General features: G+C 53.6%; 16 protein-coding genes. 7 read left to right on the top strand and 9 right to left on the bottom strand.

Going from position 1 to position 14,081, the window contains the following annotated elements; translation table 11 throughout:
* Window positions 1-8: 8 nt before the first annotated feature.
* On the top strand, window positions 9-395 hold the full coding sequence (locus ABNT34_RS01560) for a VOC family protein (RefSeq protein ID WP_348728179.1): 387 nt from the start codon (window positions 9-11) through the stop codon (window positions 393-395).
* A 6-nt stretch (window positions 396-401) separates the two neighbouring features.
* Here the strand turns inward: ABNT34_RS01560 and ABNT34_RS01555 are convergent, their stop codons facing one another.
* Complete coding sequence (locus tag ABNT34_RS01555; protein WP_348728177.1) at window positions 402-1,640, bottom strand: alkaline phosphatase family protein; 1,239 nt, start codon at window positions 1,638-1,640, stop codon at window positions 402-404.
* Between the two features lie 215 nt (window positions 1,641-1,855).
* Here ABNT34_RS01555 and ABNT34_RS01550 point away from each other — a divergent pair, with 215 nt between their 5' ends.
* Window positions 1,856-2,302, top strand: coding sequence for an SRPBCC family protein (locus tag ABNT34_RS01550; RefSeq protein ID WP_348728175.1), 447 nt, complete (start codon window positions 1,856-1,858; stop codon window positions 2,300-2,302).
* A 60-nt stretch (window positions 2,303-2,362) separates the two neighbouring features.
* On the opposite strand, the gene ABNT34_RS01545 is transcribed toward ABNT34_RS01550, so the two are convergent.
* Window positions 2,363-3,217, bottom strand: a complete 855-nt coding sequence (locus ABNT34_RS01545) for a hypothetical protein (protein ID WP_348728173.1) — start codon at window positions 3,215-3,217, stop codon at window positions 2,363-2,365.
* Between the two features lie 348 nt (window positions 3,218-3,565).
* Between ABNT34_RS01545 and ABNT34_RS01540 the strand changes: the two genes are divergently transcribed.
* Window positions 3,566-4,999, top strand: coding sequence for an alanine/glycine:cation symporter family protein (locus tag ABNT34_RS01540; RefSeq protein ID WP_348728171.1), 1,434 nt, complete (start codon window positions 3,566-3,568; stop codon window positions 4,997-4,999).
* A complete protein-coding gene (locus ABNT34_RS01535) occupies window positions 4,996-5,628 on the top strand; it encodes a flavin reductase family protein (protein ID WP_348728169.1) in 633 nt (210 codons plus the stop codon). Before ABNT34_RS01540 ends, ABNT34_RS01535 begins: the two co-directional genes overlap by 4 nt.
* 6 nt (window positions 5,629-5,634) lie before the next feature.
* On the opposite strand, the gene ABNT34_RS01530 is transcribed toward ABNT34_RS01535, so the two are convergent.
* The 6 genes from ABNT34_RS01530 to ABNT34_RS01505 all read right to left on the bottom strand — a co-directional run bounded on the left by ABNT34_RS01530 (window position 5,635) and on the right by ABNT34_RS01505 (window position 9,813).
* The gene (locus ABNT34_RS01530; RefSeq protein WP_348728167.1) at window positions 5,635-6,354 is read right to left on the bottom strand and encodes a polysaccharide deacetylase family protein; all 720 of its coding nucleotides are present in this window, start codon (window positions 6,352-6,354) and stop codon (window positions 5,635-5,637) included.
* 55 nt (window positions 6,355-6,409) lie between these two features.
* The gene (locus tag ABNT34_RS01525; protein WP_348728165.1) at window positions 6,410-6,832 is read right to left on the bottom strand and encodes a DUF3010 family protein; all 423 of its coding nucleotides are present in this window, start codon (window positions 6,830-6,832) and stop codon (window positions 6,410-6,412) included.
* 208 nt (window positions 6,833-7,040) lie between these two features.
* Window positions 7,041-7,217, bottom strand: coding sequence for a hypothetical protein (locus ABNT34_RS01520; protein ID WP_348728163.1), 177 nt, complete (start codon window positions 7,215-7,217; stop codon window positions 7,041-7,043).
* Window positions 7,218-7,264: 47 nt separating this feature from the next.
* Entirely contained in the window at window positions 7,265-7,717 is a 453-nt protein-coding gene (locus tag ABNT34_RS01515; protein ID WP_348728161.1) for a tetratricopeptide repeat protein, read from the bottom strand.
* A 137-nt stretch (window positions 7,718-7,854) separates the two neighbouring features.
* Entirely contained in the window at window positions 7,855-8,733 is an 879-nt protein-coding gene (locus tag ABNT34_RS01510; RefSeq protein ID WP_348728159.1) for a LysR substrate-binding domain-containing protein, read from the bottom strand.
* Window positions 8,734-8,877: 144 nt separating this feature from the next.
* Window positions 8,878-9,813, bottom strand: coding sequence for a glutaminase (locus tag ABNT34_RS01505; RefSeq protein WP_348728157.1), 936 nt, complete (start codon window positions 9,811-9,813; stop codon window positions 8,878-8,880).
* A 69-nt stretch (window positions 9,814-9,882) separates the two neighbouring features.
* Here ABNT34_RS01505 and ABNT34_RS01500 point away from each other — a divergent pair, with 69 nt between their 5' ends.
* Window positions 9,883-11,175: an NCS2 family permease gene (locus ABNT34_RS01500; protein WP_348728155.1), complete on the top strand. Its 1,293-nt coding sequence runs from the start codon at window positions 9,883-9,885 to the stop codon at window positions 11,173-11,175.
* A gap of 20 nt (window positions 11,176-11,195) precedes the next feature.
* Here the strand turns inward: ABNT34_RS01500 and mtnB are convergent, their stop codons facing one another.
* The gene (gene mtnB / locus ABNT34_RS01495) at window positions 11,196-11,822 is read right to left on the bottom strand and encodes a methylthioribulose 1-phosphate dehydratase (RefSeq protein ID WP_348728153.1); all 627 of its coding nucleotides are present in this window, start codon (window positions 11,820-11,822) and stop codon (window positions 11,196-11,198) included.
* 167 nt (window positions 11,823-11,989) lie between these two features.
* On the opposite strand from mtnB, the gene ABNT34_RS01490 reads away from it, so the two are divergent.
* Together ABNT34_RS01490 and ABNT34_RS01485 are read left to right on the top strand one after the other, a co-directional pair.
* On the top strand, window positions 11,990-13,150 hold the full coding sequence (locus ABNT34_RS01490) for a methionine aminotransferase (protein WP_348728151.1): 1,161 nt from the start codon (window positions 11,990-11,992) through the stop codon (window positions 13,148-13,150).
* A 10-nt stretch (window positions 13,151-13,160) separates the two neighbouring features.
* Window positions 13,161-13,949 (top strand): amidohydrolase, encoded by a 789-nt coding sequence (locus ABNT34_RS01485; RefSeq protein WP_348728149.1) that lies wholly within the window; start codon window positions 13,161-13,163, stop codon window positions 13,947-13,949.
* Window positions 13,950-14,081 lie beyond the last annotated feature (132 nt).

Below are 14,081 nucleotides of genomic sequence, written 5' to 3'. Positions count from 1 at the left end.
GATTCAAGATGCTGAGCGGTATGCACCATGTGGCGCTGATTTGCAGTGATTATGCGCGCTCCAAAGCCTTTTACAGCGAGACTTTGGGCCTGCGCATTCTGGCAGAACATTATCGCGAAGCGCGTGACAGCTGGAAGCTGGATTTACAGCTGCCGGATGGTACGCAGCTTGAGCTGTTCAGCTTTCCCGGCGCACCGGAGCGGCCGAGCAAACCTGAAGCGCAGGGCTTGCGGCATTTGAGTTTTGTCGTCGACGATGTGGCTGCGACTGTGGTCTGGCTCAATAGCCGCGGCGTGGCGACAGAGCCGGTACGGACTGACCCTTACACCGGCGCGGCTTTTACTTTTTTTCAGGACCCGGATGGCTTGCCGCTGGAGATTTACCAGCGGCAGTGAAGGCGGTTATTGCGGTGTCAGGATGGCGCTGGTGTCTGTAGCAGGTGCGGCTGGTAACGGGCTGCTCCGGCCAGCCAGCTGCGCCGTTGCTTCATCCGCAGTACCGAGCGGAATCGCTGCCGCCGCTTTGTACTGATACGCCTGATAGTCATAGCCAAGCAGTTCCGCCACAGTGCTGGCGACCTGGCTTTGGCTCCACGGCTGTTGCGTTTGCACTAAACCGCGCGCCGGGATTTGCGGGCCTAACGCCGCGAGCCAAATCTCATCAGAGCCGCTGACGCCATTACCAAAGTTCTTTAATTTCTTCATATATCCGGCAATAGCCCGGCCGCTGGCATGGTGCTGCCAGCTATTGGCGCTGTCGCCGCGGCCATGGTCGGTGCTGATTAGCAAAGTCGTCTGGCCGGCGTAAAACGGGTCACTCTGCAGCTGTTGCCATAATTCTTTGATAAAACCGTCGGTGCGGCGAATGGCTTTTAAATACTGGTCGTACTGGCCGTCGTGAGCAAAATCATCGGTTTCACCATAAGCGATATACAGCAACCGCGGTTTTTTCTGCGTTAGATACTCCAGCGCAAATTGCTGGGTGAATACATCGAGCCGCACCGCGGCCCAGGGGCTGGGCGTCTGACGTTGCAGCTGATTCAGCAGCTTCAGCTGTGGTGTCAGCGGGCCGGCCATTTGTTCGTTCATGGGCGCAAAACCGGCGTTGACCGGTAATTTGCTGCGCTTGGTATTGAGGATGTACGGCAACACGTCCCAGGAGCCAAAAGCCGCGACTTGCTGCGCCATGCCGGGTTGTTGGTTCAGCCATTCCAGCACTGTGACATTGGGGTTGGCGATTTTGCCGTTGCTGTTGATGGCCGGGTCCGGGTAGCCGCTTAACAGCTCGTTGTAACCAGGATAAGAGAAATGCCACGGATTGCTGACCTGCATCGCTGAGCCACGCCGGCGGTCGCCGACTAACATGCCCTGCGAGGCAATGGTCTGATGGACAAAAGGCATCAGCAGCTGCGGTTTTGTGGGTAATTCTGCGAGCTGGTCGGCATGGCGGATAAACTGGCTATTGCGCAAGATTTCGGGGTCCGCGCCGTGAAACACTTCCTGCCAGCGCAGGCCGTCGATACTGACAAGCACGACTTTCGGGCTTTGAACGACAGGTTCAGGCGCGGGGGCGGCTTGCACCGTCAACAGTGCAGCGCAGGCAAACAGGCATAAGCAAGAGGCAGACAGCTTCAGCAACATCTTTGACTCCGGTAAGTGTGGGCTTCCCGGAACTGCAGACTACAGCGGATTTATGACAACGCCGCGCCGCACAGATGGCAGCATGGTGAATCTTTGGTCACAAAACGATGACAAGATCAGTTCATTTTAAGGTTGCTGGCATCTGTAGTGCAGTAAGGCTAAGCTGGTTTTTCTGCATGTTCCTCTACTGAAATCTGACCAAAAGGATTGTTGTGATGAGCCATACCGTCACTTTACACCGTGTATTCCGCGCGCCGGCCGAACGGCTGTACCGGGCTTTTTTAACTGCTGACGCCTTAGCTAAATGGCTACCGCCGCATGGTTTCATCTGCACTGTGCATCAGTTGGATGCGCGTGTGGGCGGTCGGTTTAAGATGAGTTTTACCAACTTCAGCAACAGCCAGGGCCATAGTTTTGGTGGTGAATATCTTGAGCTGAATCCAAACCAGCATATCCGTTACACCGATGTGTTTGATGACCCGAATTTACCGGGGCAGATGATCACCAGTGTCAGCTTCACCCCGGTGCTGTGTGGCACTGAGCTCAAAGTGGAACAACAAGGTATTCCGGTCGCTATCCCGCCGGAGATGTGTTATCTCGGCTGGCAGGAATCACTGCAATTATTGGCGCTATTGGTGGAAGCTGAGGTGCCGGCAGAGTGATACTACGGCTCGGAATTAACAGTAAAAACGCCGCTTAAAGCGGCGTTCTTTTTGGAATTATTAAGCAGTGAGGCGACGGCGCAGGGCGAGGCCGGCAAAACCAAATAGCAGGAAAGAGGCTGTTGCAGGTAATGTCACTGTTTCGGTTTGTGCTTGGAAACCCCCTTCACCGAAAAGATGTCGCGTATATAGCTGCGCTTTCGTGTAATTGCACGAAGGATGGTTACTTTCATGCAAACAGTAACCATCACTTACAGATAAGTTTTCTCTCAAATAGTAGCCTGTATAACGTGCTGATTTAAGGATATCAAGAGCTTCATTGTAACTGGGGTTAGAGAGGTTCTGCAGCCAAATTGGTACATTTTCATGTGTATATACGTTTAAATTTAGTTGTAAATCATATGTTTTAGTTTTAACCGATTCGAAGTTTCCGTTATATACAGATGAACGTTCAAGTTCGAAGTAGCCATAAATTTTCATGATAAAACTGTAGTCACCGTTGCTGTATCTAGTCATATCAAATGAGGTCGAAAAGAACGTCTGATTAATCGATGATGTGCTGCATTCTGTTGCAGTCAACGTTGTGTAAGAACACAAATCAGCAATCCGATTACGTGGCTCATCGAAACTATTGGATGAAAAAAATGTTGATTCGCGTTGCGTAACCATATTTTCGGTATATACACCACTATCACCTAGTAATTTTTCGATATTGAACGTTGCGGTGAGGGCAACTGGAGCCATTCGGGGGGTAAGAACTTCATATAACCATGGCCCATTATCGCCATTTTCAGTTTTATATGAATAGAAATAACTACTCTGATTTGGAGTCCAGTTAAAATTAATAACACCTGCTATTGAATTAAAACTGCAAAAAGCCGCAGCTGCGATTATTAAATCTCTGAATAACTTCATTATTTTCTCTGAATTTACAAATTTTTACTTTTAAGCAAAAGCAAGGCCAATTATTTAGTTGTTGATTTCATTGGAATAAATCACATTGCCAAAATTGAGTGTCAATTATCCAGACACTCAATTGATTGTTTTTGCACGATAAATCAACAACTTGGTCCCTACAGTATTTTTCAGGTAAAGCGAACGACAACTGGCAGCACCTGCATTATGTTGGAATGGCCTTCATCGCTATCTGACGTGACTTCATCCACTGCAATTGCGACAAAGTGATGAGATATAACGAGATGTTGCAGTGCGCTGCTGAATCAGTGTGATAATCTGCTGGTTTTTGCGTCCAGAGATTTCCAGATGTCCAGCGACTTTAGCTTCCAGCAGACTTTTGAGGCCTTCAGCAGCGCTTTGGCGAGCGTGGTGTTTTATTCGTTTAACGTTGATGGTGTCGCCATTCCGGTTACGGTGTTGTGGCTGATCACCGGCGCAATTGTGTTCACTTTGTATCTGCGGTTTATCAATATCCGCGGTTTTGCTCATGCCATTCGGGTGGTGCGCGGCAAGTATGCCGATCCGGCGGATAAAGGCGAGATCACGCAGTTTCAGGCGTTGTCAGCGGCGTTATCCGGCACTGTCGGCACCGGTAATATTGCCGGCGTGGCGGTTGCCATCACGCTAGGCGGCCCCGGTGCGACTTTCTGGATGATAGTGGCCGGCTTTTTGGGTATGACCACTAAGTTTGTCGAATGTACGCTGGCGGTGAAATACCGGCAGATATTGCCGGACGGCACTGTCGCCGGGGGCCCGATGTATTACATCAAAGCGGCGCTGGAAAAATATGGTCTGCCACGTCTTGGTAAAATACTGGCTGGTTTTTTTGCGCTGGCCTGTGTGTTTGGCTCGGCCGGTTTTGTTCATGTGAATCAGGGCTTTTCACAGGTCAAAACCGTGACTGGTTTTGATAACGCCTGGTTATTTGGGTTTATCTACGCGCTGCTGGTGGGCCTGGTCATCATCGGGGGCATCAAAGGCATAGCCCGCGTCACCGAGAAGCTGGTACCGGCAATGTGTGCCATTTACCTGGCTGGTGCACTGACGGTGATTGGCCTCAATTACACGGAAATTCCGGCCGCGCTCTGGACTATCCTCAAAGGCGCTTTTGCGCCGGAAGCCGCCTACGGTGGCATGATTGGTGTGATTATTCAGGGCTTTCGCCGTGCCGCTTATTCCAACGAAGCCGGCATCGGTTCTTCACCTATTGCCCACGCGGCGGCACGCACCAATGACCCGGTGTCCGAGGGTTTTGTCGGGCTGCTCGAACCCTTTATCGACACTGTGGTGATTTGTACCATTTCGGCGCTGCTTATCGTCATAACCGGCGCCTATCTGCAGACCGGCCTGGATGGTGTACAAATCTCTTCTTACGCCTTTGCCACCGCATTCGAGTGGTTCCCGATCGTACTGATGGTAGCGCTGTTGTTATTCGGTTACTCCACTGTGGTGAGCTGGGCTTATTACGGTCAAAAAGGCTGGGGCTTTTTGTTTGGAGAAACCAAACACAGTATCCGCATTTACAAAGTGCTGATTTGTTCAGTGGTGGCGATTGGGGCAGTGCCAAACGTATTGGCGGTATTCGATTTTATCGACTCGATGATTTTCCTGATGGCGGTGCCGAATATTCTGGCGCTGTATCTGTTATTGCCGGAAGTGCGGCAGGATTTGCAGGTTTATTTGAAGAAAATCGCCGCCGCTAAAACGGCCACAGTGAACAAAGAGGCGCCGGCCGCATGATTTTCGACTGCAACACCTTAACGGCCGCCGAGCTGTATCCGCTGCTCGCAGGCACCATAGTGCCGCGGCCTATCGCCTGGGTCAGCACTGTGAATGAGCTTGGCCAGAGCAATCTGGCACCGTTCAGCTTTTTTCAGCTGGTCTGTGATGCGCCGCCGACGCTGATGTTGTCGGTGAATCGCAAAGCCGGTGGCGGACAAAAAGATACGGCGCGTAATATCGCCGCGACCGGCCAGCTGGTGGTGCATTTGGTCAGCCCCGCCGATTTAGCGCTGATGAATGCCACGGCCGGTGATTATGCTTCGGATGTCAGTGAAATCGAGGCGCTGCAAATCGCTACTGTGCCGGCGTTAAAAGTTAAGCCGCCGCGGCTGGCGCACAGCCTGGTCAGTTTTGAATGTGAGTGTGTAAGTTTAAGCGCGTATCCGGCGGACGTTCCGGCCTGTGATTTGATTCTGGCTAAAGTGCTGTGTTTGCATATCGACGACAGTCTGCTTAACAGCGAAGGCCGCATCCGGCATGACCAGATTGACTGGCTGGCGCGTTTAGGCGGCCAGTGGTATTGCCATACTCAGCATTCAGACAATCTGACATTAGCGCGGCCGAATCAGGCCGCGCCAAGGCGTTAACTGGTTTTAACGCCGCTGTGCCAGCAGCTGGTCGACGGTGACCAGCTGATAACCTTTGGCACGCAGCCCTTCCACCATGCCAGCTAACGCCGCGACTGTATTGGGTCTGTCGTGCAACAGCACGATAGAGCCGGGCCGGACTTTTTTCAGGACCGTCTCAATCATCTTCTCCGGCGCGGTGTTGCGGTAATCCCTTGGGTTGACGTCCCACAGCACATGGATTTTTTGCTGCAGCGCCAATACCAGCGGCAAGGCCAGGCGTTTTTTGCCCATAGGGGCGCGGAAATGGATTGGACCTTTATAGCCGGTTTGGCGGATTAACTGATCAGTATCACGGACTTCCTGCCAGAACCGCCACAGGTTGCCGTCATCCATCGCTTTGTGGGCGTAACTGTGGTTCGCCAACTGATGGCCGCTGCGCCAGAGTTCAGTGGTGAATTGCGGATGTTGTTTGATTTGCCGGCCGACCAGAAAAAACGTCGCTTTGGTGTTCAACCGGTTCAGTTCTGTCAGCAAGCGGCGCGACACATTGCCACGTGGGCCGTCGTCAAAGGTCAGGGCGACCATAGGTTGTTGGGTCGGCACCCTGTCGACCGACTCGCCAATCCACTGAAAGGCATTGCTGCCGGAGCGTTGATGCAGCCAATACCAGGTGTTGGCAAACAGACCACTCAGCAGCACCGCAATAAAAAAACCGGGATGTGTTAAAACTCTCCGCAGCCACATATCAACCTCCGCACTCTAATCTGTGTGCATCCTGCAGCTGTGTTGCCTGGCTGAGTTAATTGATCAGGTAGGCATAGGCCGTGGTGAAAGCCACTTCCTGAAAACCTTTTAAGCCTGTTTCTTTAAAATCAATCGGGATTGGATTGGCGGCCAGTTTCAGTTTCATCGCCGCGTTGGTGGCAATCACGGTATCTACGGTTGGGATCAGCTGTAACGCCGCTTCGATTTTAAAACCCACGGCAGAGCCGGCGAATTTGCCTTTTTGCGCGCGTTCGCGGATGACGAATTTTTCGATTTTGTAGTCTTCGGCCAGTTTGGCCATGGCGAACTGGAACTTGCGCATATTGTCGAGTTCCTGGTCTTTTACCAGCTGCACGCGCACGGTACGGCAATCCGGCAGGGACATCAGGCCGTCTTTAAATTCCATCAAACATAAAATGGCATCGTTGCCAGTGATATCTACGCCACAAATCCGCATGTTGAACCCGCCTGTCTGAACTAAATAGCCGGTCATTATGCCATGTGCGCTCAGGCGGCCCAACTATTTCAGTCTGGAGGGTTCACGTCAGGCTGGTTCAGTCTGGCAGATTCGCTTTTAACACGTCGGGTAAAAAACGGCGCAGCCGGCCGGGGGATATCCGGCAAGGCTGCGCCGCACGCAGGGTTCTCTGTCCATTTGCAGCAATTTAATGCTGACGCTGTCGCAGCCTGAGCTTACGTCTTTCCTGCTCCGGGTCCCACTGACTGACTGCGATGTGGCGGCACAGTTGCACTAAACTCAGCAGCTCCTGATACAGCCCACGCAAACACAAGGCGATATTGCTGGTCTGACTGAGTAAAATGGATTCGCTGGCTTTCATCATCATGCGCTCCTTTATCTCTGCAAGTTAGCCTGCAAGCCCCGCCAGGTTTATTCGGCGCTGGGGCTGCTGTTCAGTTGTTTCACCAGCAGCGACAGATTGTGCTTGGTGATCTCATCCGCATTCAGCTCAACCGCCATCTGGAAGTCAGCTAAGGCACCAACTTTGTCCTGCTGCTTCAGCTTCTGTACACCTCTGTTGTTGTAGGCGTAGGCTTTTAAGGTGCGGCTGGCTTTGCCATGAGTGCCGGCAGCGTAGCGCGAATGCATGACTGCCTGATGACAGGCGGCCTGCGCCTGCAAAGTTGCCGTGGTAGTCAGTTGCACACAGCGGTTCATCGCGTCATCAAACTTCATTTCCTGTGGTGTCGGAAGGTCGGCCTGATGCTGTGCGTCGTCCTTCAGCTGGACCATTTTGTAGCTGCTTGCCTGGCCGGCAAACGCCGCCGTCAAAAAGCCCAGGACCAAAGCAGAGCGGATTAAAGTTGCAGTTTTTGTGTTCATCAGATGTTCCTCCATCACACAGCAGTCCGTACTGCTGTTGAGATGAATGGTAGATCTGTACCTGGCTTGCTGACAAACGAGAAAATTGCAGCCGACAGCTGATACAAATTCAGCTGTCGGCGCGGGGTGGAATAGTTCTATAGCTGGAATCGCGCCAGCACCCAGTCAATCAACAGCTGAATTTCTGGACGGTGTTCGGCGCTTTCGTGTTGGATCAGATAATAATGGTCGCGGGTGCGCAGCTCTTCTTCGTACAGTTTGACCAGGCTGCCGCTGTCAAACCAGGCTGTGCTGATCGGTAATGGGATGAGGGCAACGCCAAGGCCTTGCTGCGCGGCACGGGCGACGCTGAACATACTGTCGAGCTGGATGATTTGTTTCGGCCGGAAGTCATCAAAACCGGCCTGATCAGCCCACTGATGCCAGCACCAGGGCCGCGCCTGATGCACAATCAGCGGCACTTGTTCCAGCGGTGATTGTTCTTCGTTTTGCAGTTTTTCAAACCATTCCGGGTTACAGGCCGGCACGTAGCTGATGGGGAACAGCTGATAGCTGGTTTTGTCAGTCGGTTTGCTGCTGGCCAGCACTATTTGCAAATCGGTGTGGCGGCCCTGATCGCTGCGGCTTTTCACTGTTTCGAGCTGTAAGTTGATGTCCGGGTGTAATTCAGACCAGCCGACTAACCGCGGCACAAAAAACTCACTGGCAAAAAACTCCGGCAGCGTGATACTGACTTTCTGTTCGCGTTGCTGCTGACAAAATTCCTGCACTGTACTTTCAATGCCTTGCAGCAAAGGTTTAATCGACTGATAAAACTGCTGGCCCTGCCGGCTTAACACCACTGCGCGGGTCTGGCGCTCAAACAAAGAAAAACCCAGCTGTTCTTCCAGTTGTTTGATTTGATGGCTGACGGCAGAAGGCGTCAGATACAACTGACGCGCGGTATCTTTAAAACTCAGGCACTCGGCTGCGACACAAAAACAGCGCAGGCCGCGTAAAGGGGTATGCACCGCCATAACAAAACTCCGCAAGGAAAACGCTTTCAATGCAAGGGCTGTGCAAAGGTGCAAGTTTAATTAAATCATGCGCTTACGTTGTGTTGTCAGCTGCAAATGCCTGAGCTTGGCGCAGCGGTGCACTGTTTTGGTGCGCTGTGCAGCTCAAAAAATCGAATGCCGGGTTAAATCGGTCAACCGCGCCAGCGCATAAGTGCCAAGCGCTGAGTTATGGCTGGCATCCAAGCCAGGCGACCAGACTGCCACTGCCGCTTCACCCGGGATCACTGCAACAATACCTCCGCCGACGCCACTTTTGGCCGGCAGGCCAACGCGATAAGCAAACTCGCCGGCAGCGTCATAAGTGCCGCAGGTCAGCATCACCGCACTGATGCGTTTGGCGCTGCTGTGGTCAAGAATTTGTTGGTTGTTCCACGGCACAGTGCCGTGATTAGCGAGGAAGGCCGCGGCCTTGGCTAGTTCTTCACAGTTCAGCGTGATGGAACATTGCCGGCAGTAACTGCGCACGACGGCCGACACCGTATTGTGCAGATTGCCGAAATCTTTAATCAGATGGGCGATGGCGTAGTTGCGGTGAGCGGTTTGCAATTCTGACTGCGCCACTTTTAAATCAAAATCCGGTGCTGTGCTGTCACAGAGCTGGCGGATAAACTGCAGCACGGCAATTTCAGAATCAACAAAACGGCTGGCCAGAATGTCGGTGATGACTAAAGCGCCGGCATTGATAAAAGGGTTCCGTGGTTTGCCACGTTCATATTCGAGCTGCACCAGCGAGTTAAATGCCGTGCCGGATGGCTCTTTGCCGATGCGCTGCCAGATGGCATCGCCTTCCCGGGTGTAGGCCAGCGCCAGCGCAAACAATTTGGTCACCGACTGCGCGGAAAAGCGCGTCTGTGCCTGACCCGTAGTAAACAATTGGCCATCCAGCGTATAAACCGCCATGCCAAATTGCGCCAGCGGCACTGTCGCCAGCTGCGGAATATAACTGGCGACTTTGCCTTCACCGAGGCGCGGGGCGACTTCGGACCAGATTTGGTCGAGAATGGCCTGATAATCGACGGCCGGTGCTGTGCCAGTCATCGCTGCTCCTGACTATTAAAAACGGCAACAGCGTGTACTATAAGCATTTTTCATCGGGCCGGAATCACCATGCTGGAACAAATCTTCAAATTAACCGCCCACGGCACCACAGTGCGCCGTGAAGTAGTAGCGGGGCTGACCACCTTTTTCACCATGGCCTATATCATTTTCGTCAATCCGGCGATGTTGGCCGAAGCCGGCATGGACAAAGGTGCGGTCTTTGTCGCCACTTGTCTGGCGGCCGCTGTGGGGTCGATGTTGATGGGCGTGATTGCTAACTATCCGATAGCGCTGGCGCCGGGCATGGGGCTCAATGCTTTTTTCACTTATGGTGTCGTGCTTGGCATGGGCCACAGCTGGCAGACGGCTTTAGGTGCCGTGTTTATCGCCGGCGTGCTGTTTTTGTTGCTGAGCCTGTTTAAAGTACGGGAGTGGATTATCAATGTGATCCCACGCACGCTGAAACTGGGGATTGCCACTGGTATCGGCGCTTTTCTGGCGATGATCGCGCTGAAAAACGCCGGCATTATTGTCGCCCATCCGGCGACATTGGTGACGCTGGGGGATTTAACCAGCGCCACGCCATTGTTATCTATTCTGGGCTTTTTCCTCATTGCCGCCGGCCATGCCCGTGGCTGGCATGGCGCTGTGCTGGGCGTGGTACTGCTGATGACAGCGGTGGCGCTCGGCCGTGGTGATGTGGCTTATCAGGGCCTGGTGGCGATGCCGCCGTCCTTAGCGCCGACTTTCCTGCAAATGGATATCGCCGCGGCTTTGGATGTGGCGCTCTTGAGTGTCATTTTCGCCTTTTTGTTTGTCGATATTTTTGATAATTCCGGCACTTTGCTGGCAGTAACGCAAAAAGCCGGTCTGGCCGACAAAGACGGTAATGTCGAACGTCTTGGCGGCGCTTTAGCGGCGGACAGTCTGGCTGCCGTGGCCGGTGCTGCGCTCGGTACATCCACCACTACCAGCTATGTTGAAAGTGCCGCCGGTGTCGCGGCCGGTGGCCGGACAGGTCTCACCGCTGTTGTCGTTGGGCTGTTATTTGCGCTTTGTGTGTTTATTGCGCCGCTGGCGGCGATGGTGCCGGTCTATGCGACGACGGGCGCGATTTTTTATGTCGCGGTGCTGATGTTATTTAATCTGCAGGAAATCGACTGGCACGATATCACTGAAGCAGCGCCTGTCACTGTGGTGTTGTTGTTAACACCGCTGACATTTTCGATTGCGCATGGTATTGCGCTGGCATTTATCACTTATGCGCTGACCAAAGCACTGTGCGGCAAACATCGCGAAGTCAGCTGGAGTATTTGGCTACTGACGGCGTTGTTTGTACTGAAGATTGTGTTTTTAAGTTAGCACTCAGCCGGAGCGGCGCTTCAGACCCCGCCGGCTATTTTCAGTCGTTCCAGTTCACAGGCGATCAGAAATTCCCAGCTTTCCAGTTGGCGTTTGGCTTGTTCCAGCGTGTCGCCCCAGACATACAAACCGTGGCCACGCACCAATACCGCAGATTGCAGTTCGCCGGCGCGCTGGCGCAGTTGTGCGGCCAGCTCTGGCACTTCGGGCGTGTTATCCAGGATCACCAACTGCACCGCCTGTTCGGCACCGGGGCCGCCCGCCAGGCCTTTTTGCATCTCATAACCGCTGACCGGATAGCCGTCAGCGCGGATCACGCGGGAAAACACCGTGCTGCTGAGCGAATGCGAATGCAACACCGCTTTACACAGTGGAAACAGCTGGTACAGCGCAACATGCAGTGCGGCGTCTGCGGCCGAGCCGCTGCTGCAGCGTAAATCGCCATCGGCCCAGCTGACTGTACGCAGGTCCTGTGGGCTGAATTCGCCATTGTCTTTGTGGCCTGTGACGAAACAGCTGTGTTCCGCCGCCCGGATCGACAAATGGCCGCTGGTGGCTGGTAACCAGTTTTTTTGTGCGATCCAGCGGCCAATAGTGCACAGCTGGATAGCATAAGGGTTTAAATGGTGGCTGGTTGCTATGTTCATCTTTATGTTTAGACGTCTATACGTGAAACTGTCTGGAATGATAGCATCCGCTGAAAAACCGGCCAAGTCGTTTTTCGCCTGTCGGGCCAGCTGCTGGACGGATAGGCGAGTTCACGCTGAAGTGCTAGCATGGCCAATTCGTAACGCAGCGCAGTGAAGGCAAGCTAATGGAACTGAAAAGTAAATTACCGGCGGTCGGGACGACCATTTTTACCCGGATGTCGCAACTGGCGCAGCAACATGGTGCGCTGAATCTGTCGCAGGGTTTTCCGGATTTTCCGGTCGAACCCCGTTTACTCGCCGCACTGCAGCAGCAGGTGCTGGCCGGACACAATCAATATGCGCCGATGCCGGGTGTGCCGGCGCTCAGACAACAAATCAGCGGCCTGATCCAGCGTACTTATGGCGTGCAGGTCTGTGCTGAGACCGAAATCACTATCACCAGCGGCGCAACTGAGGCCTTGTTTGTTGCCATTCAGGCAGTGGTGCGTAGCGGCGATGAAGTGATTGTGTTTGACCCGGCCTATGACAGTTATCAGCCGGCGGTTGAACTGGCTGGCGGTAAAACTGTGCATATTCAGCTTTGTGCGCCGGATTACCGCGTCGATTGGGCTGCGGTGGAGCGCCGCATCAGCGACCGCACCCGGCTGATTATCGTCAACAGCCCGCATAATCCGACCGGCATGGTGTTCACTGAGCTGGATTGGCAGGCGCTGGCGGATTTAGTGCAGCGCCACGGCCTGTTTTGCATCAGCGACGAAGTCTACGAACACATGGTGTTTGATGGCCGGGTGGCGCAAAGTGCCCGCCAATATCCGGCGCTGGCCGAGCGTAGTTTTATCGTGTCGTCTTTTGGCAAAACTTTTCATGTCACCGGCTGGAAACTGGGTTATTGCACAGCGCCGAAATTACTCAGCGTGGAGTTTCGCAAAATCCACCAGTATGTAACTTTCTCTAGTTTTACCCCGGCGCAATATGCCATCGCGGAATTGCTCGACACTGCGCCAGAGCTGGTGACTGGTCTCGCCGCTTTTTATCAGCACAAACGCGACAGCTTCCGCCAGTTACTCAGCGGTTCGGCGTTGCAGCTGCTGCCTTGTCAGGGCACTTATTTTCAGCTGGTGGACTACAGCGCGGTCAGCAGCCTCGCCGATCTGGAATTTTGTGACTGGCTGACCCGCGACGTCGGTGTGGCCGCCATTCCGCTGTCAGTGTTTTCGCGGCAGGAACAAGACAGCCGGATCATCCGTTTTTGCTTCGCCAAACAGCCCGACACATTAGCGCAGGCCGCCGCCAGGTTGCAGACGCTGCGTCAATCCGGCCAATAAGGAGCTTTCGATGTCCACAGCCGAAGCTTTAGACGTTGCTATCATCCAGACCGAACTGGTCTGGCAGGACGCTGCTGCGAACCGTGAATTACTACAACCTTTGTTATGGCAAGCGTCCGGCGCTGATTTGATTATTCTGCCGGAGACCTTTAACAGTGGTTTTTCCATGCAAAGTCAGCAAATCGCCGAAACCATGCAGGGCGCAACCGTGCAATGGTTGCAGCAGCAGGCGCACCAGCTCGGCGCAGTGATTTGTGGCTCTATGGCGGTGGCGACCGATGCCGGGATTTACAACCGTTTGTTGTGGGTACAGCCGGAAGGCAAAATCGCTTATTACGACAAACGGCATTTATTCCGCATGGCCGGCGAAGATTTGCATTACCAGCCGGGACAACGCCGGGTCATTGTTGAGTACAAAGGCTTTCGGTTGTTATTGCAGGTCTGCTACGACCTGCGCTTTCCGGTGTTTTCGCGGAATCAAAATGATTACGACGCCATCATTTATGTGGCGAACTGGCCGGCGGCGCGCAGCCGGATCTGGAGCACTTTGCTGCAGGCGCGAGCAATCGAGAACCAGGCTTATGTGCTGGGTTGTAACAGAGTCGGGCAGGATGGTAATGGCCATGGTTACAGCGGCGATTCGGTGATACTGAACTATCTGGGTGAACCCTTAGCGGATCTGCCGCCCGGTGAGGCCGGCGTGCTGCGTTGCCGGCTGGAGTTATCGGCGCTACAGCAATTTCGCCAGCAATTTCCGGCGGCGCTGGATGCGGACAGTTTTGTCCTTGGCGCGGTATAAAGATCAGCAGCAGAACATCCCGGGCGGCGGTGTGTAAACATCCAGCTTAACTGCCGGTCGAGTCATTACGAAAGTTGACGAACTGGGGCTGTTTTCTTGGTAAGCGCTGCCGGTTAAGCGCTTACATGGTTA

The organism is Rheinheimera texasensis (genome assembly GCF_964031785.1).
Classification (GTDB): Bacteria; Pseudomonadota; Gammaproteobacteria; order Enterobacterales; family Alteromonadaceae; genus Pararheinheimera; species Pararheinheimera texasensis_A.
This window is presented reverse-complemented; position numbering and strand designations above follow the sequence as displayed.

Coding starts and splice junctions, on each gene's coding strand:
- ABNT34_RS01510 (WP_348728159.1), bottom strand. CDS start 8,733: ATGGCGGTGCATACCCCTTTACGCGGCCTGCGCTGTTTTTGTGTCGCA.
- ABNT34_RS01560 (WP_348728179.1), top strand. CDS start 9: ATGCTGAGCGGTATGCACCATGTGGCGCTGATTTGCAGTGATTATGCG.
- ABNT34_RS01520 (WP_348728163.1), bottom strand. CDS start 7,217: ATGATGAAAGCCAGCGAATCCATTTTACTCAGTCAGACCAGCAATATC.
- ABNT34_RS01525 (WP_348728165.1), bottom strand. CDS start 6,832: ATGCGGATTTGTGGCGTAGATATCACTGGCAACGATGCCATTTTATGT.
- ABNT34_RS01500 (WP_348728155.1), top strand. CDS start 9,883: ATGCTGGAACAAATCTTCAAATTAACCGCCCACGGCACCACAGTGCGC.
- mtnB (WP_348728153.1), bottom strand. CDS start 11,822: ATGAACATAGCAACCAGCCACCATTTAAACCCTTATGCTATCCAGCTG.
- ABNT34_RS01555 (WP_348728177.1), bottom strand. CDS start 1,640: ATGTTGCTGAAGCTGTCTGCCTCTTGCTTATGCCTGTTTGCCTGCGCT.
- ABNT34_RS01490 (WP_348728151.1), top strand. CDS start 11,990: ATGGAACTGAAAAGTAAATTACCGGCGGTCGGGACGACCATTTTTACC.
- ABNT34_RS01550 (WP_348728175.1), top strand. CDS start 1,856: ATGAGCCATACCGTCACTTTACACCGTGTATTCCGCGCGCCGGCCGAA.
- ABNT34_RS01515 (WP_348728161.1), bottom strand. CDS start 7,717: ATGAACACAAAAACTGCAACTTTAATCCGCTCTGCTTTGGTCCTGGGC.
- ABNT34_RS01530 (WP_348728167.1), bottom strand. CDS start 6,354: ATGTGGCTGCGGAGAGTTTTAACACATCCCGGTTTTTTTATTGCGGTG.
- ABNT34_RS01545 (WP_348728173.1), bottom strand. CDS start 3,217: ATGAAGTTATTCAGAGATTTAATAATCGCAGCTGCGGCTTTTTGCAGT.
- ABNT34_RS01540 (WP_348728171.1), top strand. CDS start 3,566: ATGTCCAGCGACTTTAGCTTCCAGCAGACTTTTGAGGCCTTCAGCAGC.
- ABNT34_RS01505 (WP_348728157.1), bottom strand. CDS start 9,813: ATGACTGGCACAGCACCGGCCGTCGATTATCAGGCCATTCTCGACCAA.
- ABNT34_RS01485 (WP_348728149.1), top strand. CDS start 13,161: ATGTCCACAGCCGAAGCTTTAGACGTTGCTATCATCCAGACCGAACTG.
- ABNT34_RS01535 (WP_348728169.1), top strand. CDS start 4,996: ATGATTTTCGACTGCAACACCTTAACGGCCGCCGAGCTGTATCCGCTG.